Below are 22,785 nucleotides of genomic sequence, written 5' to 3'. Positions count from 1 at the left end.
ATAGTCCAGAAAATCCCCCCGGGTGAAAACGAAAACCGTGCAAAATTTGAAGCAGTTGGCAATCAAGGGCTTAGCCAGCACCTAGGGCGCTTTGGAATCTAAAGGTTGCGGGTCTACACTATTAAAACAGGCATGTTACGGGAACCCGATCATGAAAATTCAATACCGGTTTGATATTGAAGGCACTGCGCTGGAATACGAAGTGGATGTGGACCGTCATTTCGATTTTAATGCCGAGCGGCAGGATGCACCGGAATGGGCAAAACTGAAGCACAATCAATGCCCTAACTGTCCACTGACGGTAAAGGACTGCCAGTACTGCCCGGTGGCCATAGACCTGTCGGCAGTGGTCACGGATTTCCAGCAAATGCCTGCTCAGAAAACGGCCATGGTGAGGGTTTCCACTCCGGAGCGTGAGTACAAGAAAGAAACCAGGCTGGAAGAGGGGCTGCGTTCGTTGATGGGGCTGATCATGGGCTCCAGTGCCTGTCCCATCCTGACCCAGCTGAAACCCAACGCCCGCAATCACCTGCCGTTCGCTTCCCAGGACGATTTCATCATTCGGTCAACGGCGCTGTATCTGCTGAAACAGTATTTCAACTACCGGGAGGGCAAGCGCCCGGATTGGGAGCTGCAGGGGCTGATCAGCCTCAACCAGGAACTGCAAACCCTGAATGAAGCCTTTTGGGGGCGGGTGAAAGAAGCCTGTGAGGGGGATTCCAACCTGCAGGCATTGCTCAGTTTCCTGGATATGTCGTCCAGTGTCAGTTATTCCCTGGAAGCACAGTTGCAGAAGGTGAAACCCTTGATGACGGACGAAGACATTTCGCCCGCCATTGCGGTGAGAAGCGGGGAAGCCGGTTTATTTTGAGCCTTTCTTGACCCGTACCGCCAACACGTCAATCTCGGCGTGGTGCAACACGGCATTGGCGGTGCTGCCCAGCAGTAAGGCCAGGCCATGTCGTCCGTGACTGCCCATGACGATCAGGTCCACCCCCTGATCCTTGGCCACCCGTAAAATCTCTTTCTCGGTAATGCCCACTTCCAGATACTGGCGTGTTTCCGGCACGCCGAGCTTTTGGCCCAGTTCCCGCAATTGGGTCAAGGCCTGTTTTTCCAGCTCTTTGTGCAGGTCGCCCAGATCCACCGGGAACTCTCCACCATAAGCAATGGAGATGGGTTCCAGTACGTGAACCAGGCTCAGGGTGGCGGAGAAGGTGCTTTGCAGGGCCGCCGCGCGCTGTTCCACAATCTCGGATTCGTCATTGAAATCCGCCGCCAGCAGGATGTGGTTGTATTGGCTCATGAGATTTGATCCTTGTGCGATTGGGGTTTGTGAATCACTGAATGTATTAGATAATGCCCGGCGCTTTTATTTCAAGCGTTGTCTTTCATCAAGATTGGGTGCGATTCGATGATTTATCTGATAATCGGTCTGGCGATGTTGTTTATCCTGGGCCCGGTGTTCATGTTGCGGCCCTCCGCCCGGGAGCGGCGTCTGGCGCGGATTCGGCAGCGGGCCATGGCGGACCATGTGGTGATCAGCCCCATTTCCCTGAACAAGGATAAAAAGTTCAACGCCCTGCTGCAGCGCAATCCGCACATTGATGTCTATCGCTGGTACCGCTATCAACTGGTGGCGCGGGAGGAGCAGACCGGCCCCTCGCTGAAAGGCGACTGGCTACAGCGCAAAACCCGCGACGGCAACCTGGTATGGGAAACGCCGGATGTGAAGATCACCGCCCCGGCGGCGGTGACGCAACTTATCGACACCTGGCAGCAGCAGCAAACCGAAGACTTTCTGGCCCTGGAGCTGGGCCCCCGCAGCGCCTCCATCGTCTGGAACGAGCGGGGTGACCTGGCGGAAGTGGAAACCCTGGTGGAGAATTTAAAGCAGCTATTGGCGGTCTGAATGGCGGTCTGAACGGGGATAGCGCTGCTGCACCCACTCCGGGGGTTTTACCAGAATACGCCAGTCGCGGTACTGGCGCAGATCCCGCACCAGGCTCACCCACTCATGCAGTTGCAGATACACTGGATTGTAAGGTTGCTTCGGCATCCGGGTGACCCCGTACACGATCTCGCCGGCGTCCCGCTCATCCCGAAATGTACCGAACAGACGATCCCAGATAATCAGAATACCGCCGAAATTGGTGTCGATCTGCGCCGGGTTGCGACCATGATGGACCCGGTGATGAGACGGGGTATTGAACACCGTTTCCAGCCAACCCAGCCGTTTCACCTGTTCGGTGTGCAGGAAGAACTGGTACACCAGGTTGCCCTCGATGGCCAGCAGCACCCAGTCCTTGTCAAATCCCACCAGGGCCGCGGGAATCCACCATAGAATCCAGGCGCCATTGAAGGCGTGGGTAAAGTTCTGGCGCAGGGCCGTGGAGAAGTTCATGTGTTCGGAGGAATGGTGGGTGACATGGCTGGCCCAGAACCAGCGCATCTTATGCATGAGGCAGTGTTGTACATAAAAGCAGAAATCCACCAGCACGATCAGCGCCAGCACGCTGAACACCGAGGCTTGGGGATTCCACTGCAATCCGAATGGATACACCCAGCTGTAAAAGGCCTGGATGAAGAGGGCGATGGCAATGCCATCCACAATTTTATAGGACATGCCCGTGCCCAGGTTGGCCAGGGTTTCCCGGAAGTGATAGACCCCGGACAGGCCCTTCCAGCGAATGTAACCCGCTTCCAGCAGAATGATGGCAATGAAGACGGCGCCGAACGCCAGGACGAAAAAAACGGCATGTAAAACGTCGGACATGGAGGAACCTGTTCAAAGGGGTGATGCTGCTAAATTTAAAGCCGTTCATCCAAGAAGGATTGACCGGGCGGGTCTAATTTTTGACAATCCCCGCCAAAGCACGAAGCACGAGGCCCCCACATCATGACCAACCTGCTGGCCGACATGAACGTCAGCGGAGATCTGGCGGCATTGCTGCTGGACTACCTGGCGGCAAACGGACTGCACCTGCCCGAACTGGAGCGGGAACTGAGGCAGTTTCCGCCCGCCAGCCGCATGCGGTTCCGCCAATGGTGGCGTTTGCTGGACACGTTGCAGCAGCAATTGCCCGGGCATTTGGTTGGCATGGAGCTGGGGCAGGCCATTAAACCGGCCTACGTGGGTGTGTTGGGCTACCTGACCCTGTCCTGTGATACGGTGGCCGAGGCGTTGCAGCGGTTTCAGCGTTATCAGCGCCTGCTGCACGATGGAGACACCGCCCATTTTGATCTGCGTGGGGATCAGGCCTGTCTCTGCTGGCGCAATCAGTACGGGCCGTCCACCCAGCTGTCGGATGAGGTGCTGGTGATGGGCATGGTGGCCAACCTGAGATCCATGACCGACCGTCGGGAGCTGCAGCCCACTCGTATCCACTTTGTGGGCCCCCGGCCGGACCACGCCGCGGCCTACCAGGCCTTTGTGCAGTGCGATATTGCCTTTGATCAGCCCCAGCTGGAACTGATTTTCCCCATGGAATATCTGCAGTGGCCGGTGACCCACAGTGATCCGGCGCTGAAGCAGTTGCTGGAGCAGCAGGCGCAGACCCTGCTGTCAGTGCTGCCCAGGCAGGAGGATTTTCATCACCGGCTGCAGCAGGCCATCCTCAAGGCCATCCAGAGCGGGGAGCCCACCCTGGATGCAGTGGCCAAAACCCTGGCATTGTCCCGTCGCACCCTGCATCGTCGCCTGCATGAACGGGGCCTGGTGTTCAAAGACCTGCTGCAGGAAATCCGCTTGCAACTGGCCCGGCAGTACCTGGCGGAGCGGCGTCTGACCCTGGCTGAAATCGGCCTGTTGCTGGGGTACTCCGAGCAGAGTGCATTCACCCGGGCGTTTCGCCAGTGGAGCGGCACCACCCCGTTGCAGTATCAGAAGCGCCAGCAGCAGGGGGGCATCAGTCAAGGGCACGTTGTTGCCGAAGCAACGTCACCAGATCACCGGCATAACGATTCACAATAAAAGACATGCTACCGCCTTCCTGTTGCAAGGCCTTGTGCAGTAACGGCCACTTCCGGCTGATGTCCGCAGGCGCATCCGGCAGGGCGGAAAACCGTGCCTCAATGGCGTCGGCCATTTGGGGCAGGCTGAGCTCGGCGTAGGGTGCCAACCGCCATTGTGCCTCCATATAACGCAGGTTCGCCAATTGCAGCAGCAGGATCAGTTGCTCCGTTTGGTCGGGCTCCCGCTCAGCCAGGCTGAGCCCCAGCAGGTGTTGCCACAACAGACTGACCTGTTCCTGATACTGATAGCGGATTTCCTGGTCGATGAATCCCCCCTGGCGTACTGTCACCAGCAGGGCGCTCAGGTTACGGGCCAAGCTCTGCCAATGTTGCTGCAGGGCGTCCCGATCGGCCTCTGGCAGCGCCGGCGCGGTGGTCAGGGCATCAAAGTGGCTCCGAAACTGAATCAGGTGCCCGCTGAGTTGTCCATAGACATCCGCCTGGCCCTGGCCATTGCGATAGCGTTCAAAATCCGTCATCACTTCCAGCAGATAGAACTGGCTGTCGAAAAACGTCTGCTGCAGAGGAGGGGGCGCCACCTGCGAGGTTGCGTTCACCGTCCACAGCAGCAGGGTAAACACACAGATGACCTTGAATTGTCCTTTTGGGGGTCCCATACATGGATTCCATAAAAGTCCGCTGGATTATTTTTTCAAAGCGGAGGCGTTTGGATGGCCAGCATAACGACATTATTCACCCCTCTGCGACATATTTCTAACTCATTGAAAAATAGAAGGTTGTCTATGTGCTGTAAAAAAACTTCGGGCCTGGATTTGGAAAAAACAGATAAATCATCCTAAAAACAAATTAGTCAAGGTGTGGATACGGTCCCTTGACCCGGGGCCTGACACCTCTTATATATGTCGCCCTTTCATCTAAGATTTAATTATAAGTTGAATTCTTTTTAGCCAGTAAGGTTGGAATTGTATATATGGGAAAGTCACTGGTAATCGTGGAGTCGCCCGCCAAGGCGAAGACCATCAACAAGTACCTGGGCAAGGATTTCGTCGTGAAATCCAGTGTGGGCCATGTACGTGACTTACCCACCAGTGGCAGCGGCAACAGCAAGGTAGACCCCACTGAACGGGCCAAGCAGGCCGCACTCACCCGCAAGATGGCACCGGAAGAAAAGGCCCGCTATAAAAAGGAAAAAGCCCGTACTGCCCTGATCAGCCGCATGGGTGTCGACCCGGAACAGGGTTGGCAAGCCAATTACCAGGTGCTACCGGATAAAAAGAAGGTGGTGGATGAGCTTAAAAGGCTGGCCGAGCAGGCTGACACCATTTACCTCGCAACGGACTTGGACCGGGAAGGAGAGGCCATCGCCTGGCACCTGCGTGAGGTAATCGGTGGCGATGATGATCGCTACAAACGGGTGGTGTTCAACGAAATCACCAAGACTGCGATCAAGGAAGCTTTCCGCGAGCCCGGCAAGATCAATGGCAATCGGGTCAATGCACAGCAGGCGCGCCGTTTTCTGGATCGGGTAGTGGGCTACATGGTGTCCCCCCTGTTGTGGGCGAAGATCGCCCGGGGCCTGTCTGCCGGCCGGGTACAATCGGTTGCGGTTAAACTGGTGGTAGAGCGGGAGCGCGAAATCCGTGCTTTTATTCCCGAAGAATACTGGGAGATCTATGCAAACACCGCCACGGCGAAACAGGATGCCCTGCGCCTGCAGGTGACCAAAGAAAAAGGCGAAAACTTCCGCCCCACCAACCAGGCACAGACCGAACAGGCGCTGAAATCTCTGGAAGGTGCGCAATACACCGTAGCCGGCCGCGAAGACAAGCCCACCAAGTCCCGCCCGGCGGCGCCGTTTACCACGTCGACTTTGCAACAGGGGGCCAGCACCCGCCTGGGTTTCAGCGTGAAGAAAACCATGATGATGGCCCAACGCCTTTATGAGGCGGGTTACATCACCTATATGCGAACCGACTCCACCAACCTCAGTGCTGAGGCAGTGGCAGGCGTGCGCGACTACATTGAAGGCAACTTCGGCACCCGCTATGTGCCGGAAAAGCCCCTGTCCTACGCCAGCAAGGAAGGTGCCCAGGAAGCCCACGAAGCCATTCGACCCACGGATGTGAATGTGATGGCCAAGGATGTCTCCGGGCTGGAAACCGATGCCCAGCGCCTGTATGACCTGATCTGGAAGCGCTTTGTCGCTTGCCAGATGCCACCGGCGGAATATCTGAGCACCAACCTCAGCGTAAAAGCCGGTGATTTTGAATTGCGCACCAAAGGGCGCATTCTGAAATTCGACGGTCACCTGGTGGTGAACATGCCCGGCAGCAAAAAGTCGGACGAAGACATTGAGCTGCCGGACGTGGCCGTGGGTGAGGTGCTGGCCCTGAAAAAGCTGGACCCAAGCCAACACTTCACCAAGCCACCGGCCCGTTACTCCGAAGCCAGTCTGGTCAAAGAGCTGGAAAAGCAGGGTATTGGTCGGCCGTCCACCTATGCTTCCATTATTTCCACCATCCAGGATCGCGGCTACGTGAAACTGGAGAACCGTCGCTTCTATGCAGAAAAAATGGGCGACATCGTCACCGACCGCCTCAACGAAAACTTCGACAACCTGATGGATTACAGCTTCACCGCCAAAATGGAGGAGCAGCTGGATGAGATTGCCGAAGGCAAGCTGGAGTGGAAGCAGGTACTGGACCAGTTCTATGCCGATTTCACCCGCAAGCTGGAAAAAGCCGAAGGCGAAGCCGGCGGTATGCGCACCAACCCTCCGGTGGAAACCAACATCGAGTGTCCTGCCTGCGGCCGCCCCATGGCCATTCGTACCGGCAGCACCGGCGTGTTCCTGGGGTGTACCGGTTACGCCCTGCCTCCGAAAGAGCGCTGCAAGGAAACCATCAACCTGATCCATGGATCAGAAACCATCAATGCCGACGATGACGAGAGTGAAGCCAAGGCATTGCGGGAAAAGCGTCGTTGCGGCAAGTGCGGCACGGCCATGGAAAACTACCTCATTGATGAGAAGCGCAAGCTGCACATCTGTGGCAACAGCCCGGATTGTGAAGGGTATGAGATCGAAGAGGGCAACTTCAAGATCAAAGGGTACGATGGCCCTATAGTGGAGTGCGACAAATGCGGTGCCGACATGCAGTTGAAAACCGGGCGCTTCGGTAAATATTTCGGTTGTACCAACGCTGAATGCAAGAACACCCGCAAATTGCTGCGGGATGGCAACCCGGCGCCACCGAAGGCAGACCCCATCCCCATGCCGCACCTGAAGTGTGATAAAACCGACGACTTCTTCCTGCTGCGGGATGGCGCCTCCGGCCTGTTCCTGGCCGCCAGCCAGTTTCCCAAACACCGGGAGACCCGCGCGCCCCTGGTGGAGGAAGTCAAATCCGTGGGGGATCAGCTGGACCCCAAATACCACTTCCTGCTGCAGGCGCCGGAGCAGGACCCGGAAGGCAACAAGGCTGTCATCCGTTACAGTCGTAAGACCAAGTCACAGTATGTGATGACGGAAAACAGTGAAGGCAAGGCGACGGGCTGGTCCGCTACCTATGACGGTAAGCGCTGGGTAGAGAAGGCCGGTACCACCGCTAAAACCACTACGACCAAAAAGACTGCAGCCAAGAAAACCGGTGCCAAGAAAGCACCGGCCAAAAAGAAAGCGGTGGCCAAAAAGTCCACCGCCAAGAAAAAATAAAGCCGGGCCCGCTCTGCCGGATTCAGACTTTGAATCGCGCCAGCCGGTCCACCAGCTCATGCAGTGACACCAGCATTTCCTCAGCGGAATGCTGGGTGTTTTCCACCGCACTGGCGGCGTCTTCGGCTCTGGAATTGATGGTTTGAATGCTGGAGCGAACGTGATTCACCGACTCTGTTTGTTGCAGGGTCGCAGCAGAAATGGACTGTGTGCGGGCGTTGATGGTGCTTACACCCTGCAGTATTTCCTCCAGCTTTTCGGTGAGGTTGTTCGCCGTATTCAACGAATGCTCAGTCACATCCACACTCGCCTGCATGGAATGCACGGCCTCCTGCACACCCGACTGAATCTTACCGAGCACGTCATCAATCTCTACGGTGGCCTCGTGACTGCGCTGGGCCAGGGTACGGACTTCATCGGCCACAACCGCAAAGCCCCGGCCCTGTTCCCCGGCGCGGGCGGCTTCAATGGCCGCGTTGAGTGCCAGCAGGTTGGTCTGTTCCGCGATGCTTTTGATCACCGATAGGATATCCGTGACGCCACGGCTTTGTTCTGCCAGTCGTTCCACCACCTGCATGGAGCCGTGAATGTTGGCGGTGAGGGACTCGAAACTCTTCACCGCCTCCTGTACCAGTTGCTGGCCGTCACGGGCATTTTCGTCGGCTTCCTCAGCCGCACTTGCCGTAAATTCAGTTTCCCGGGCCACCTCTTCAGAAGCGGATGACATTTCTTCCATGGCCAGGCGGATTTTGGAAGTTTCCTCTGTCTGCAGGCGCACAATGGCCGTGTTCTGGTCAGCCAGCTCCTTTACCTGGTTGGCATGCTGGCTGACCGTGTCACTGCTTTCGCGGGAGGCGCGAATCAATTGGCGCATCTGCTTGACCATGGCGTTAAAGTTCTTCACCAGGGTGGAGAATTCATCCCGCGTGTGGTTATGCAACTCCACGGTGATATCCCCATCGGCCACCTGCCGGGCGCTGCTGACCATGTTGCTCACGCTGGCGCTCAATGAGAAGTACAGGCCCAGGTACAGATAGGTGATCAAAGCCAATAACAGGAACAGGCTGATGACCATCACCATACGATTTTGCTTTTTACTATCCAGTCGTTGTTGCACCAGCACCAGCGCGCGCTCCAGCACTGCCGTATCAATCTGATGGGCCAATTCGATCAGCTGTGAGGCCTGATCATTGTACTGTTGCCAGGTTTGGCGCTCGGAGATGGCTTCCACCACCTGGTCATTGAACAGATACAGTAATTTGTCTACGGCGTCGATGGCCGCCGGTGCGGCGGTGACGATGGTGGCATCCGGCTGCAGCTGGCTGATTTTGTCCACTACGGAACGGAAATCGTCAAACGCGGTTTGGGTGTTGAAGTAACTGGCATCCACTTCGGTGAAGGTGGCACTGTCCAGAAAATTGGTATTGAGGGTGTTGTTGCCATAACCCCGCAGCTTGCCCAGTTGGCTGAGCAGGGGGCGCACATTTTCAAAATAAACGCCAATCTCGGTGGACAGCTTTTCGTCGGCGTCGTTAGCCAGGCCACTGCTCTTGGCAATTTCATAGGCAATCGCGTCGATCTCATCCACCAGGCTGCCGTAGGACACCATGTACTCCCGCAGCATGATTTGCGCGCCCAGATCTTCCCGGTACGCCTGTTGCCGGGCTTTTTCCAATCGCTCCAGCTGTGCACCCTTCACCAGGTGGGAGTCTTGATACTGCGCCGCAAACTGCTCCAGCAGTTCGGAGGTTTCCTTGCGCAACTGGATCTTTCTGGCCGTGGTCTGCTCGGAACGATCGTAGTTGTACGCCATCAGCACGTCCCGTAATTGGGCTGCGTGCCGGGAGAGAGTATTCAACTCTTTGATTACATTGATGCCCTTCGCTTCCGTTGCGGTGGTTTGGATGTCCTGTTCCCACTGGTTCCAAAGTTGGGTGCTTAACAAAGCGATTGGGCAAAGAAACAATACGCTGATCAGCATGAACTTGTAGTTGTAGGTCAACCGGTTCATGATGAACGTGGCGATCCAAAGTATTTTCATTGTATTTCGATCCACTTAACTACGGCTTTGAGAGGACGTATGCCGCCACCGCCAAAGCGCTGGAAGCACTGAGAAAAGTATAGTAAATGAATCGAAAACCACCTCTTTGTTGGTCGATCTCCCTACTCAGTAATTCTGGAAATCAGTAGAATAGGGGATCAGTTTCCGAAGTGGACCCATCCCATGGCCAAACATAAACTCGGTCTTTCCAATCAAAAACGGTATTTCGCCCGCTTTTATCTGGAAGCCATTGAAAACACACAAGAAGACGAATCAGTGATTAATCGCAAGGCGTTGTTGGCGGCGCACCAGCAATCTTGCCTGTTTCATCTACTGGGTGCCTACAGAGCGTTTATCTGGGAGGTGGCCAACACTTACGACGAAGTGTATGACGGTCAGCAGAGCCTGGATAACTTTTTGACTCGGGTGCACGCCGCTGGCAAATCGATTCCGGAACTGGAACAGGTGCTCGCGCTGGAAGCGGCCACCGACTGTTGGTTGAACCGGATGATGGCCTTGTGGATACGGGTGAATGAAGTGAACCCGGATGCCATTTCCAAACCGAAAGAAGCCGTCAATCTGAACGCAATTGAAGTTCGGGTATTCGACGCTGTGGATGAGTTCGCGCAACTGCATGATTGGTATGACAATCTTAGTTCTATGATAGAAGAAATCAGGCAGCTGCTTGGTGAGTGGTAGGAATTATATATCAATTCCAAAGGTGAATTATTTGTGACGACAACGGCTCGCGTGTTAGTATCTCCGCCCATTGAGCAACACTTTCCTGGGCTTTTTCCCGTATAAAACGCAGAATTTCTGTTTTTGTCAGTTGCTTCAAACACTTCCACGCAAAAGGTTTAAGAATGTCCTCTCTTTTAGAAATTGTAGAATTGGAGTCAGGTGAAATTGTGTTGCGTCGTGCTGACGGAGTGGGCTCGCCTTTGGTGGAAATCAAGTTTTCTGATGAAGTTCGCGTACTGCTTTCCGAGTTCTCGCTGGATATTGGCAAAGCCATGGTGAGTGCCGGTGTGCAAGCAGTAGGGGAAGTCTACGGCCATGTGCTGGAAGCCCATGAGGATCGCAATGAATCTTCCGCAGTGGCGGAAGAGTACGACGATGTGCCGGGTGTTCTGCACTGAGTTGTACTGAACCTTAAATCCCGTCCCGAATCACGCCCACCGCCAGACCTTCAATTGCAAAATCATCACTGCGACTGTCCACTTCGATAGGCTCAAAGTCTGGATTTTCCGGTAACAGAATGATTTTGTTGCGCTTTCGATCAAAGCGCTTAACGGTAACTTCATCCCCGATGCGTGCCACCACCACCTGGCCCCGTTGCGCCTCTGAGGTTTTGTGCACGGCCAGCAAGTCCCCTTCAAGAATCCCTGCCTCCAACATGCTTAAGCCCTTCACCCGCAGAAAGTAGTCTGCCCGGGGCTTGAAAAAATCCGGATTCACTTCGCAGCGTCCCAGCACGTTTTCCTGGGCCAGTACCGGCTGGCCGGCGGCCACCTGACCAATGATGGGCAGACCGGGTTCTTCATCGTCTTCCTGGCCGATCAAACGGATTCCCCGGGACGCACCGGGCAGCATTTCAATGTAGCCTTTGCGAGCCAGTGTGCGCAGGTGTTCTTCTGCTGCGTTGGGGGATCGAAACCCGAAGGTGTCGGCAATTTCCATCCGGGTGGGTGGCATGCCGCTGTCCTCAATATAGGTTTTGATCAGGGCCAGAATTTCCGCTTGCCGTTTGGTGAGTTTTTCCATGCTGTTGCCCGTTTCTCAGGTTACTGTTATTTTATACAGGTCCTGTGATTATATACAGCATGTTTTCAAAGTAAAACAAAAAACTCAATAAAAACAGGTGTATCGATAGGGTGGAAAGGTTTCACCATCGGTACACGCCTGAGCAGTCAATAGTCGTCGTAAATGCGGACACCATCGGATTCGAAATCATCAAACGGCAGATACTGATCTGTTTCCATGGGTAAGGGGAGATCCTGGTCGTCGCGATCCTCCTGGTCGATTTCGTAGGGGCCACTCCAGTCTTCCGGTTGCTCCACCGTCCGCAATGGCAATTGCCAGAAGGTTTCGATATCCATCTCTTCCAGCTCGCCATCAAAATACTGAACGGCCAGACTGCTGCCGTCATCGTCGATGGCCACTACTTCAAACAGGGTTTCCGCTTCCGGGTTTTCGTACCAGTTGCCAACTTCGGGTTGAATGCGTCTCAACATGGCTGCCTCACTTGCACTGCGCTCCAATCAGACCGTTGAGGCTAGTATGGTCCAGACCACAGATTCATCACGAATGGGCTTAGGTGCAGATTCCCGGGTGCCTGGCCCCAGGGTGGTGTTGGCGCAGGATAGTGGACGGATTAACAGGCACTTAGCGATGCGAATTCAGGGAAGCCTGCTATTTTTATAGGCGGAAGTGATAAGTGGAATTCAGTAAGGTGCATAAAAATCTAAAACCGGAAGCACCACAGAGTACGGTTGACGGGATAGGTGAAACAGGTTAGCGTGACGTTTCGTCATTTTGTGACACAAGGTTTTGATTTTGGGAGTAATGGCATGAGGTTTGGGTCCGGCTTACTGGCGGCATCGGTGTCTGCGTTGTTCGCGACGGCGTCCATGGCGGGGGACTGGGATTTTGAAGTGGGCGGTGAATATCGTTATCTACCTCAGAATCAACCTTACGGGGTACCGGATGATGCGGCTTCCCTGAGCGTGCGGGGAGAATACTTTCACGAGTGGAACGACGGCGACGACCTGTTCGAGTTTGAGGCCTTCTATCGTTGGTCCGACACCGATGACGAGCGCACCCATGGGGACATTCAGGATCTGGCCTGGATTCACGTGGCCGATGGCTGGGAGCTGCGCACCGGGGTGCGCACGGTATTCTGGGGTGTTACCGAGTTCCAGCACCTGGTGGACATCGTTAACCAGTCAGATCTGGTGGAGCGTACCGACGGTGAAGCCAAGCTGGGTCAGCCCATGGTGAACCTGTCCCTGGTGAGCGACTGGGGCATAATAGATCTGTTCCTGTTGCCCGGTTTTCGCGAGCGGACCTTCCCGGGGCCGGACGGTTGGCCCCGTGGGCCGGTAGTCATATCCAATGAGGATGCGGATTACGAATCCGGGGCGGAGCAGTCCCATGTGGATTTTGCCGCCCGCTGGGCCACCTCCATTGATGCCTGGGAGCTGGCCCTGTCCTATTTCGGCGGCACCGGACGGGACCCGGAGTTCGAACGGATCAACGATGAAGGTGAGCTGGTTCCCTACTATCCCATCATCGATCAGTTCGGCCTGGAGGTGCAGTACAACTATGATGCCTGGCTGTGGAAGCTGGAGGCCCTGAGTCGCAGCGGTATGGAAGGGGGGCGTTACTTTGCGACGGTGTTTGGTTTTGAGTACACCATGGAAGGGGTGTTGGGCTCAGTAGCGGACCTGGGGATCGTCAGTGAGTACAACTATGACGAGCGCGGCCGGGATGCGCCGGACAACTACTACCTCGAGAACGACCTGGCCCTGGGCCTGCGCCTGGCCATGAACGACGAGGCCACCACAGAGCTTCTGGGCGGGGTGATGTATGATCACCAAACCGAGGAGCGGGTGGTGACCCTGGAGGCCAGCCGGCGTCTGGGAGATGTCTGGATGCTGAACCTGGATGCGCTGTTCTTCCACAGCAAGGCCCCTCCGTCCTATGAGGATCTGGCGACGGGCTCCTTTGATCCACTGTACAAGCTGGCCCAGAGCAGCCGTAACGACCTTATCCAGCTGGAGATCATCCGCTACTTCTAACGTAATTCTCCCTCCATGGGTCATCAGATTCTTGACAGGGGCGCCCTGCAAACGTAAGTTTCAAACGATTGTTTATGGTGGTTCGCTGGCAGTGGTCGAACCCCTGTCAGGAAACAGACTGTATGGCACAAAAAGAAACGGTAGAGCGAATCCTGGATGCAGCGGAGGCCCTGTTTGCCGAGCGCGGATTTGCAGAGACCTCGTTGCGCACCATCACCAGCACCGCCGGTGTGAACCTGGCGGCGGTGAATTATCATTTCGGTTCCAAAAAGGCCTTGATTCAGGCGGTGTTCGAGCGTTTTCTGGAACCGTTGGTGGCGGAAATCGATCAGCGTCTGAGTGTGTTGGAGCAGAACCCGGAAAAGATCAACGTGGAATCCCTGCTGCGGGTTCTGTCCAGTGCCATCTACGAGGTCCATGGCCGCAACACCAACCGGGCCACCGCGTTTATGCGCCTGTTGGGCCTCGCCTATACCCAATCCCAGGCCCACGTCCGTAATTTCATTGCCTCCCGTTATGGGGATGCGTTCCAGCGCTACGCCCGGTTGTTGAAACCGGCTTTGCCTGGTGCCACCGATCAAGAACTGTTCTGGCACACGCATTTTGCGTTGGGTACGGCCATTTTCACCATGTCCAACTTCGACGCCCTGCGTGCCATGGCCATGAATGACACCGGCCATCGGGGCTCCGTGGACTTTATTGTCAGCAATCTTACCAGCTTCATGGCGGCCGGCTTGCGCAATGCCTCCCACGATGACGCCTGAAATCAGGATATCCATTGCCCAACAGACCCTCACATTGTGGTCCGGTTCCCGCTGCACCGGGACCTGGCCGGTTTCCACTGCCCTCAAGGGGGCGGGCAACCAATTCGGTTCCAACCAGACGCCGTTGGGCCAGCACCGAATCCGCGCCTGCATCGGCGCCGGCGCGCCCCTGGGGGCGGTGTTTGTGGGGCGTCGTCCCACCGGAGAAATCCATTCCCGCGAACTGGCGCAGCGCTATCCCCACCGGGATTGGATTCTGACCCGCATTCTCTGGCTGTGTGGCGAAGAAAAGGGGGTGAATCGGGGCGGTAACGTGGATTCCCAGCGCAGATACATTTATATTCATGGCACTCCGGATACCGAGCCCATGGGGGTGCCCCTGTCACACGGTTGCGTGCGCATGCGTAATCAGGACGTGACGGTACTCTTTGACCTGGTTGGCCCTGGTACCCGAGTGAGAATTGAACCGTAATCGGAATCGAATATCAGGCTGAATCGGGGGTGAAAGTGGCATGGTGATGGGGCCATTGATGCTGGATCTGGAAACAACTGAATTGACCAGCGAGGACATCCGTCGCCTGCAGCATCCTGCCACCGGTGGCGTTATCCTGTTTTCCCGCAATATCGAATCGGTGCCGCAGGTACGGGAGCTGTTGGCTGCTGTGCGCGAGGTGCGACCAGAGCTGATTCTGGCGATTGATCAGGAAGGTGGTCGGGTACAGCGCATTCGCAAGGGCGTTACCCGGCTGCCGCCGCTGGCCCGTCTGGGGGCGTTCTATCATCAGGACCCGGAAGCGGCGGTGCATCGAGCCCGTGATTGGGGCTGGTTGATGGCGTCAGAAATGCTGGCCCTGGGGCTGGATCTATCCTTCGCCCCGGTGCTGGATGTGGAAGTGGGGCGCAGTGCGGTGATCGGTGATCGCTCATTCCATCATGATCCCCGGGCGATCGTGGCCCTGGGCCGCGCCTATGTGGAGGGCATGCACGAAGCCGGCATGGCCGCCACCGGCAAGCACTTCCCCGGTCACGGCTGGGTGGAGGCGGATTCTCACGTGGCGATCCCGCGGGATGAGCGCACGCTGCACCAGATTGAACAGGTGGATCTGCAGCCATTCGCCGCCCTGGCGGACACCATCGACGCCATCATGCCCGCCCACGTCATCTACCAGCAGGTGGACGACCGTCCTGCCGGCTTTTCCCCTTTCTGGTTGCAAACCGTGTTACGGGAACGATTGCAGTTTCACGGTGTGATTTTCAGTGACGATCTCACCATGGAGGGGGCCGCTGTGGTGGGCGGTTATCCCGAGCGCGCCCGTGCTGCCTTGGCGGCTGGCTGTGATATGGTGCTGGTGTGCAATAACCAGAAGGGGGCGGATGAGGTGTTGGACTGGCTGCAATTCAGTGGCATCGGCGCCAACCAGAACCGCCTGAGGGCCATGCTGGCCCGCGATGAGGTCAACTGGGAAGCCCTGCAGCAGGCGCCCCGCTATCAGCAGATCAGACAATCCATTGAACAGTTGGGAGAGCAGTAAGTGGATAGGGTACAACAGTGGTGGCAGCAGATGAATGGAAGCCAGGATTGGGTCATACAGGTGTTTGTGGTGGTCTTTCTCACCCTGTTGGCCAATTACATTGCCCGTAAGTTTTACGATCGCCTGGAAATACAGTTTGCCAAAACCCAGAACCTGTGGGACGACGCCTTCCTGTGGGCAGTGCGCAAGCCGTCGCGGGCCTTTATGCTGGTGGTGGGCACCCGCATTGTGGCGGAGATCATGGAGCCGTTGATGGAGGAGTCCTTTGCCGCCCTGATCAGGCCGGTGTTTGTGGTGCTGGTGATCAGCGTGGTGCTCTGGTTCCTGATCCGGATGATTTCCAAGGCGGAGGAGCTGCTGAAAACACCGGGTTACACTCAGGAGCCGCTGGATGAAACCACGGTCACCGCCATGGCCAAGCTGTTGCGCCTGTCGGTGTTGATCACCGGAGGCCTGGTGATCGCCCAATCCATGGGCATCTCTATCTCCGGGGTGCTGGCTTTCGGTGGCATCGGCGGTATTGCCGTGGGCTTTGCCGCCAAGGATTTGCTGGCCAATTTCTTTGGTGGCCTCATGGTGTATCTGGACCGGCCGTTTTCGGTGGGGGACTGGGTGCGCTCTCCGGACCGCAGCATCGAAGGCACGGTGGAGCATATCGGCTGGCGTTTGACCATCATTCGCACCTTCGACAAGCGGCCTTTGTATGTGCCCAATTCCACCTTCACCAGCATTGCGTTGGAAAACCCCTCCCGCATGACGCACCGCCGCATCTATGAAACCATGGGGGTCCGCTATGACGATGTGAACCGGTTGCCGGCCATTGTGGCGGCGGTGAAGGCCATGCTCGCTGAGCATCCGGAGATCGACCACAACCAGACCATGATCGTGAACTTCAACCAGTACGGTGCATCCTCCCTGGATTTCTTTGTCTATTGCATGACGATCACCACCAACTGGGTGAAGTATCATGAGGTCAAACAGGATGTGTTGTTTAAAATCTCCGAGATCGTCCAGCAACATGGGGCGGAGTTTGCCTTCCCCACGCGGACGTTGCATGTCATCAACGATGCCGCCCAGAACAGTGATAGCAGAATTGAGGATCCAGCATGAGTGTGACAGTACAGGAAGTGGATAAAATCTGGCGGGAGGCCGACTGCATCTGGACTGATCAGCAGATTGAGCGGTCCATTGAAGCCATCAGCCACAAGATCGAAGAGGATCTGGCGGATAAAGATCCGTTGGTGTTGGTGGTGATGAAAGGGGGCATGATGTTCGGCGCAAGGCTGGCGATGTGCCTGCGTTTCCCCTTGGAAATTGATTATATCCATGTGACCCGCTACGGGATGGAAACTTCCGGTTCGGAGCTGAACTGGAAAGTGTTGCCGCAACACAGCCTGGCAGGGCGCCATGTGCTGTTGGTGGACGACATTCTGGATGAGGGGCAGACCCTCTATAAAATCATTGAGAGTTGTCGGGCCCAGAACGTGGCATCCATCCGCTGTGCCGTGCTGGTGGACAAGATCCACGATCGCAAATACGTGGCGGATTTCAAGGCGGACTACACCTGCCTTGAGGTGCCCGATCGCTACGTGTTCGGCTATGGTATGGATTACAAAGGCTATCTGCGCAATGCGGATGGCATCTATGCAGTAAAAGGAATGTAAGGTTTAGTCCATGAGCTTGATTGCAATTGTTGGGGGCACCGGCCTCACTGAACTGGAAGGCCTGGAGCTGACCGAATCCCGTACGGTGGAAACCCCCTATGGGACTCCTTCAGCGCCCCTGGAATTCGGCCGTTTTGGTCACAAATCCGTGGTATTTCTGGCCCGTCACGGTAAGGGTCATACGGTGCCGCCACACCAGGTGAATTATCGCGCCAATATCCATGCCCTCAAGCAGGTCGGCGTCACCGACATCATTGCAGTCAATGCGGTGGGTGGTATCAATGCCGCCATGGGGGCGGAAAGCCTGGTGATTCCGGATCAGATCATTGATTACACCTGGGGACGGGAGTTTACCTTCGCGGATCGCGGCAATGTGCTGCACGTGGATTTTTCCTATCCGTATGCGCAACACCTGCGCGAGGGGTTGTTGTCGGCGGCGGCGACCCTGGGCATCCAGGTCCACGCTAACGGTGTCTATGCGGCAACCCAGGGGCCACGGTTGGAGACGGCTGCTGAAGTGGACAAACTGGAGCGGGATGGCTGTGACATTGTCGGTATGACCGGCATGCCGGAAGCGTCACTGGCCCGCGAGGCGGAGCTGGAATACGCCTGCCTGGCGCTGGTGGTGAACATGGCCGCCGGACGCAGCGACGGCATCATCACCATGGCAGACATCGAGCGGGCCATCCAGAATGGCATGGGCAATGTGCGCGCCATCCTGGCCCAATGGTTGAGTTGATCCAAACAGAACTCAGCGCAGGCTGATCGGGCTGGCATCCTTCAGGGGGCTGTCCGGCAGGGCGCTGTCCATGGTTTCCGGAGAATAGGGAACCACTTTCACCAGCACGCCGAACATGGGGTTGTCCAGATAGTGCAGCTCGCCACTGCGCATTCGGCGTGATTCATTCAGCACCACGGTACGAACCGATTCATAGCGTGTGATGGTTTCGTTGTAGGCGTTACTGCTGAAATCCACCTCCTGATACGAGGGCGAATCCAGGTCTCCACCCCCGGTCACGGTGCTGGAGGTTTCCCACCAGGGTGCCACCATTTCCACTTTCTGAATGTATTCCGACAGCCACAGGTCTGTTTTCAGGTGCAGGTAGCGGGACACCACCAGGGTGATGCTGCCTTCCAGTTCGTAATACCCGGCATATTCATTACCGGCCTGAATCAGGATGGGAATGGCCTGGTTGCCATCCAGGGCCGGCTGGTTCCAGCTGGCGGTGGTCATGATCTCGTAGTTGGAACTGAGCTTGATGCTGCGTAAGGCCTGTCTGAACTCCTCATCCAGCGGCTGGGTGCTGCGAAAGGCCACCTTTTCCTCTGTGGGATTGGATTTGGCAGCCTCGCTGGCAGGTTCCAGTTCCAGAATACCGGGGGGGAAGGACAATTCCAGCGTTTCCGGAGCGGGCCAGGTTTCATTGCCCATGGGGCTGTTGCGATGCTTGAATACCACCAGCGACACCTGGTACCAGGGTAGGGCTTTTTCCTGCGCAGCCTGCGCTGTGGTGGAGAGGCTGATGGTGGAAAGCGCAAACGGGGTTGCAAATAGGGCTGCACACCATAAACGGGAGCGTGTTATCAGTGATGTCATAGGGGTATCAGTGATGTCATATCAGGTTACTTGCGTTCCGGGTTTACGCTGAGTTTGTCCAGCAGCTCTTCGATCAGGTCCAGGCGCTGCTCGGCGGTCTCGCTTTCGATGGCGAATTTTAGCTTATCGGCCCCGTCCAGTTTATAGAACTGGGGCTGAATTTGAACCATTTTCACGATGGTGAGAGGGTGGACCTTGGTCTCGGCCCCGAATTCCACCCGTCCGCCCCGGGGGCCGGCGTCAATTTTACTGAGCCCCATGGCCTGGGCCCGCAGCTTGATGCGGGTCAGGCGGAACAGGTTTTTGGTGGATTCCGGCAGACTGCCGAAACGGTCCACCATTTCCACCCGTAACTCATCCAGCTGGTCGTCGTTCTTGGCGTTGGCAATGCGCTTGTAAGTGATCAGTCGGGTGTGCACGTCCCGCAGGTAATCATCGGTGATCAGGGCTGGAATGCGCAGGTTGATTTCCGCCCCCTGTTTGAACGGCTTGTCCAGATTGGGGGTTTTACCCTCCTTGATGGACTGCACGGCTTCTTCCAGCAATTCCATGTAGAGGGAAAAGCCGATGCTGTTCATATTGCCGCTCTGTTCCTCTCCCAGCAGTTCCCCGGCGCCGCGGATCTCCAGGTCGTGGCTGGCCAGGGTAAAGCCGGCCCCCAGGTCGTGGGCTTCCGCAATGGCCTCCAGGCGTTTGCGGGCGTCGGCGGTGATGGCCTTGGGGTTGGGCGTCAGCAGATAGGCGTAGGCCTGGTGGTGGGAGCGTCCAACCCGGCCCCGTAACTGATGCAACTGCGCCAGTCCGAACTTGTCGGCGCGATCGATGATGATGGTGTTGGCGGAAGGCACGTCGATCCCGGTTTCGATGATGGTGGTGCACATCAACAGGTTGTAACGCTTGTGGTAGAAGTCGGACATGACCTGTTCCAGCTCCCGCTCGCGCATCTGGCCATGGGCCACCACAATGCGGGCCTCCGGCACCAGCTTCTGGATTTCCTCCGCCCGCCGCTCGATGGATTTCACTTCATTGTGGAGGAAATACACCTGACCGCCCCGCAGCAGCTCCCGCAGAATGGCTTCCTTGATGACCGGTTTGTTTTCCTCCCGCACAAAGGTCTTGATGGAGAGGCGTTTGGCCGGTGGTGTGGCGATGATGGACATATCGCGCACGCCGGACATGGCCATGTTCAGGGTGCGGGGAATGGGGGTGGCGGTGAGGGTGAGCATGTCCACTTCTGCCCGCATTTCCTTCAGGCGTTCCTTGTGGCGCACGCCGAATCGGTGTTCCTCATCGACGATGATCAGGCCCAGGTTTTTAAAGATGACGCTTTCCTGCAGCAGCTTGTGGGTGCCCACGACAATGTCGATTTTGCCTTCGGCCACCAGGTTCAGGGCTTTGGTCTGCTCCTTGCCGGTCTTGAAGCGGGACAGCACTTCCACCTGCACCGGCCAGTCGGAAAAGCGGTCTTTGAAGGTTTCATAGTGCTGTTGCGCCAGCAGGGTGGTGGGCACCAGAATCGCCACCTGGCGACCAGCCTGTACGGCCACAAATGCCGCCCGCATGGCCACTTCGGTTTTGCCGAAGCCCACGTCGCCGCACACCAGGCGGTCAGTGGGGCGGTCTGAGGTCATATCCGCAATGACGGCGTCGATGGCGGCCTGCTGATCCGGGGTTTCCTCGAACGGGAAACCCTCGCAGAAGGCTTCATAGTCCTGTCGGTTGATGTCGAAGGCGTGGCCTGGTTTGGCTGCCCGTCGGGCATAAATGTTCAACAACTCTGCGGCAGTATCGTGGATCTGTTCGGCGGCCTTGCGTTTTTCCTTGCTCCATTGATCCGTACCCAGGCGGTGCAGGGGCGCCAGGGCGTCACTGGCACCGGAATAGCGGCTGATCAGGTGCAGGGAGGAGACCGGCACATACAACTTGGCTTCGTTGGCGTACTCCAGGGTCAGGAATTCCTGTTGCTGGCCGTCCAGCTCCAGGGTTTGCAGTCCTTTGTAGCGTCCCACCCCATGATCAATGTGGACCACCGGATCGTTCGCATTCAGCTCCGTCAAGTTGCGGATGACGTTCTCTGCATTGTCGTCGCCCCGTTTGCGCCGCCGCCGCTGCATGACCCGGTTGCCGAACAGCTGGGATTCGGTGATGACGCTGACCGCCGGTGCACTTAGCACCAGGCCTTCGCTCAATGGCGCCACCGTGATCATGATGGGGTCACTGGCGCGGGTGAAGGACGGCCAGTCAGCGGCGGGCTTGGGGGTGACGCGGATGCGCTTCAACAGATCCAGCAGGGTGTCCCGGCGCCCGGCGGACTCTGCGACAAACAGCAGGCGTTGCTGCTGCTCGCTGCTGCTCATGCAGTAGGCTTCCACATGCAGCAGCGGATTATTGGCCTTGGCGTTGATGGGCAGGGCCGGGGGTTCCCGCAAGGGCAGGTCAGAGTGATGGTCTTTGTCTTCCCCCGGGCCCTTGCGAAACTGGATACGGGGCAGTTGTTTCAGCGCCCGGTTCAGTTCGTCATCGGCCAGGAACAGGTTGGTGGGCGGCAGAATCGGTCGCTGGCGATCGTAGCGCAACTCCTCATAGCGGTTGTTGCAATCCACCCAGAAATGCTCGGCGCTCGCCTGCACGCCTTCGGCGCTGATCAGCAAGGTGTTGTCCGGCAGAAAATCAAACACCGTGGCCGTGTTCTGGAAAAACAACGGCAGATAATACTCGATGCCGGCGCTGGCGATGCCGGCGCTGATGTCCTGATAGACCGGGCAACTGCGGGGGTCGACATCGAAAGTCTGTTTGAAGCGCTCTTTAAAACGCGCAATGGCGTCATCGTGCAGCGGGAATTCCTTGGCCGGCAGCAAGCGGATCTGCTCTACCTTTTCGATGGAGCGCTGGGTCTCGGGATCAAAGGCGCGCAGCGTATCGATCTCATCGTCGAACAGGTCGATGCGGTAGGGCACCTGACTGCCCATGGGGAACAGATCCAGTATGGCACCGCGGACCGCGTATTCGCCGTGATCCAGCACCATGTCCACAGCCCGGTAACCGGCCTGTTCCAGCTGCCGGCGCACCAGGCCGAGGTCGAACTTCTGCCCCACGTCCAGGATCAGCGTCTGCCCGGCCATGAACGACGGCGGAGCAATGCGGTGCATCAGTGTGGACACCGGAACCACCAGAATCCCCCGCTGCAGGCTGGGTAACTGGCTGAGGGTGGCGAGGCGTTGTGAGATGATGTCCTGGTGCGGCGAGAAGCTGTCGTAGGGCAGGGTTTCCCAGTCAGGAAAGGTCAGCACCTCAATGTCTGCCTCGGCGTAGAACGGTACCTCCTGCTCCAGCTGCAGCGCGCTTTGGGTGTTGGCCGTTACCACCAGTGTCAGACCCCTATGGCGTTTTGCCACCTGTGCCAGAGCCCAGGCCTGGCCGCTTCCCCATAGGTTGGACCAGATCCGCTGGTCGCCGGACTTGGTGGGAAAATTCTCAAGAAAATCAATACTCATGGGGCTAAATCAGGTCTGTATGCGGTGAGTGGTGCGTAGCGAAGGACGCATTGTACATGCTTTTTAAGCCCATTAAAGAGTAGGCTTGCCTGGCGGCATCATTCCTAGTATGAATATTCTAATGGGCCCTGTTAGGGTTGCACGGTTAGCGCTGTGCAGCATGGGCATGGCAAATGGCAATACCCACCGGGTTTTATATCCACCCG

General features: G+C 56.9%; 20 protein-coding genes and 1 pseudogene. 13 read left to right on the top strand and 8 right to left on the bottom strand.

The window, feature by feature from the left end; translation table 11 throughout:
- Positions 1-151 precede the first annotated feature (151 nt).
- Positions 152-871 (top strand): DUF6901 family protein, encoded by a 720-nt coding sequence (locus D9N14_RS18520; RefSeq protein ID WP_290582514.1) that lies wholly within the window; start codon positions 152-154, stop codon positions 869-871.
- Here D9N14_RS18520 and D9N14_RS18515 read toward each other — a convergent pair.
- Positions 863-1,306, bottom strand: a complete 444-nt coding sequence (locus D9N14_RS18515) for a universal stress protein (RefSeq protein ID WP_290582512.1) — start codon at positions 1,304-1,306, stop codon at positions 863-865. The two genes, D9N14_RS18520 and D9N14_RS18515, sit on opposite strands and share 9 nt — an antisense overlap.
- Positions 1,307-1,414: 108 nt before the next feature.
- On the opposite strand from D9N14_RS18515, the gene D9N14_RS18510 reads away from it, so the two are divergent.
- Positions 1,415-1,912, top strand: a complete 498-nt coding sequence (locus D9N14_RS18510; protein WP_290582510.1) for a hypothetical protein — start codon at positions 1,415-1,417, stop codon at positions 1,910-1,912.
- Here D9N14_RS18510 and D9N14_RS18505 read toward each other — a convergent pair.
- Entirely contained in the window at positions 1,898-2,776 is an 879-nt protein-coding gene (locus D9N14_RS18505) for a sterol desaturase family protein (RefSeq protein ID WP_290582509.1), read from the bottom strand. The two genes, D9N14_RS18510 and D9N14_RS18505, sit on opposite strands and share 15 nt — an antisense overlap.
- A gap of 123 nt (positions 2,777-2,899) precedes the next feature.
- On the opposite strand from D9N14_RS18505, the gene D9N14_RS18500 reads away from it, so the two are divergent.
- Positions 2,900-3,973, top strand: coding sequence for an AraC family transcriptional regulator (locus tag D9N14_RS18500; protein WP_290582508.1), 1,074 nt, complete (start codon positions 2,900-2,902; stop codon positions 3,971-3,973).
- On the opposite strand, the gene D9N14_RS18495 is transcribed toward D9N14_RS18500, so the two are convergent.
- Positions 3,909-4,631 (bottom strand): hypothetical protein, encoded by a 723-nt coding sequence (locus D9N14_RS18495; protein WP_290582507.1) that lies wholly within the window; start codon positions 4,629-4,631, stop codon positions 3,909-3,911. The genes D9N14_RS18500 and D9N14_RS18495 overlap by 65 nt on opposite strands.
- A 314-nt stretch (positions 4,632-4,945) precedes the next feature.
- On the opposite strand from D9N14_RS18495, the pseudogene topA reads away from it, so the two are divergent.
- Positions 4,946-7,558: pseudogene (topA, locus tag D9N14_RS18490) on the top strand (type I DNA topoisomerase); the annotation flags it as partial.
- Positions 7,559-7,709: 151 nt separating this feature from the next.
- Here topA and D9N14_RS18485 read toward each other — a convergent pair.
- Positions 7,710-9,728 carry a methyl-accepting chemotaxis protein gene (locus D9N14_RS18485; RefSeq protein WP_290582503.1) on the bottom strand — a complete coding sequence of 673 codons (2,019 nt, stop codon included), beginning with the start codon at positions 9,726-9,728 and terminating at the stop codon, positions 7,710-7,712.
- A 183-nt stretch (positions 9,729-9,911) separates the two neighbouring features.
- Between D9N14_RS18485 and D9N14_RS18480 the strand changes: the two genes are divergently transcribed.
- Complete coding sequence (locus D9N14_RS18480) at positions 9,912-10,427, top strand: DUF6586 family protein (RefSeq protein ID WP_290582501.1); 516 nt, start codon at positions 9,912-9,914, stop codon at positions 10,425-10,427.
- 164 nt (positions 10,428-10,591) lie between these two features.
- Positions 10,592-10,867: a hypothetical protein gene (locus tag D9N14_RS18475; RefSeq protein ID WP_290582499.1), complete on the top strand. Its 276-nt coding sequence runs from the start codon at positions 10,592-10,594 to the stop codon at positions 10,865-10,867.
- Between the two features lie 13 nt (positions 10,868-10,880).
- Here the strand turns inward: D9N14_RS18475 and lexA are convergent, their stop codons facing one another.
- Both lexA and D9N14_RS18465 read right to left on the bottom strand, forming a co-directional pair.
- On the bottom strand, positions 10,881-11,492 hold the full coding sequence (lexA, locus tag D9N14_RS18470; RefSeq protein WP_290582497.1) for a transcriptional repressor LexA: 612 nt from the start codon (positions 11,490-11,492) through the stop codon (positions 10,881-10,883).
- A gap of 146 nt (positions 11,493-11,638) precedes the next feature.
- Complete coding sequence (locus D9N14_RS18465) at positions 11,639-11,962, bottom strand: DUF6763 family protein (RefSeq protein WP_290582495.1); 324 nt, start codon at positions 11,960-11,962, stop codon at positions 11,639-11,641.
- Between the two features lie 336 nt (positions 11,963-12,298).
- On the opposite strand from D9N14_RS18465, the gene D9N14_RS18460 reads away from it, so the two are divergent.
- The 7 genes from D9N14_RS18460 (at position 12,299) to D9N14_RS18430 (ending at position 18,227) form a co-directional block, all read left to right on the top strand.
- On the top strand, positions 12,299-13,528 hold the full coding sequence (locus tag D9N14_RS18460) for a hypothetical protein (RefSeq protein ID WP_290582493.1): 1,230 nt from the start codon (positions 12,299-12,301) through the stop codon (positions 13,526-13,528).
- 122 nt (positions 13,529-13,650) lie between these two features.
- Complete coding sequence (locus tag D9N14_RS18455) at positions 13,651-14,292, top strand: TetR/AcrR family transcriptional regulator (RefSeq protein ID WP_290582491.1); 642 nt, start codon at positions 13,651-13,653, stop codon at positions 14,290-14,292.
- Complete coding sequence (locus D9N14_RS18450; RefSeq protein WP_290582489.1) at positions 14,282-14,764, top strand: L,D-transpeptidase; 483 nt, start codon at positions 14,282-14,284, stop codon at positions 14,762-14,764. The genes D9N14_RS18455 and D9N14_RS18450 overlap by 11 nt, the downstream gene beginning before the upstream one ends.
- 40 nt (positions 14,765-14,804) lie before the next feature.
- Entirely contained in the window at positions 14,805-15,824 is a 1,020-nt protein-coding gene (gene nagZ, locus D9N14_RS18445) for a beta-N-acetylhexosaminidase (protein ID WP_290582487.1), read from the top strand.
- A complete protein-coding gene (locus D9N14_RS18440; protein ID WP_290582485.1) occupies positions 15,825-16,934 on the top strand; it encodes a mechanosensitive ion channel family protein in 1,110 nt (369 codons plus the stop codon).
- Positions 16,931-17,488 carry a hypoxanthine-guanine phosphoribosyltransferase gene (locus D9N14_RS18435; protein ID WP_290582483.1) on the top strand — a complete coding sequence of 186 codons (558 nt, stop codon included), beginning with the start codon at positions 16,931-16,933 and terminating at the stop codon, positions 17,486-17,488. The genes D9N14_RS18440 and D9N14_RS18435 overlap by 4 nt, the downstream gene beginning before the upstream one ends.
- 10 nt (positions 17,489-17,498) lie before the next feature.
- On the top strand, positions 17,499-18,227 hold the full coding sequence (locus D9N14_RS18430; RefSeq protein WP_317622646.1) for an S-methyl-5'-thioinosine phosphorylase: 729 nt from the start codon (positions 17,499-17,501) through the stop codon (positions 18,225-18,227).
- 12 nt (positions 18,228-18,239) lie between these two features.
- Here the strand turns inward: D9N14_RS18430 and D9N14_RS18425 are convergent, their stop codons facing one another.
- Complete coding sequence (locus tag D9N14_RS18425) at positions 18,240-19,085, bottom strand: CsiV family protein (protein WP_290582481.1); 846 nt, start codon at positions 19,083-19,085, stop codon at positions 18,240-18,242.
- Positions 19,086-19,111: 26 nt separating this feature from the next.
- Positions 19,112-22,579: a transcription-repair coupling factor gene (mfd, locus tag D9N14_RS18420; protein WP_290582479.1), complete on the bottom strand. Its 3,468-nt coding sequence runs from the start codon at positions 22,577-22,579 to the stop codon at positions 19,112-19,114.
- Positions 22,580-22,785: the final 206 nt, after the last annotated feature.

Origin of the sequence: Ketobacter sp., assembly GCF_003671495.1 — a bacterium.
Taxonomy (GTDB): domain Bacteria; phylum Pseudomonadota; class Gammaproteobacteria; order Pseudomonadales; family Ketobacteraceae; genus Ketobacter.
This window is presented reverse-complemented; position numbering and strand designations above follow the sequence as displayed.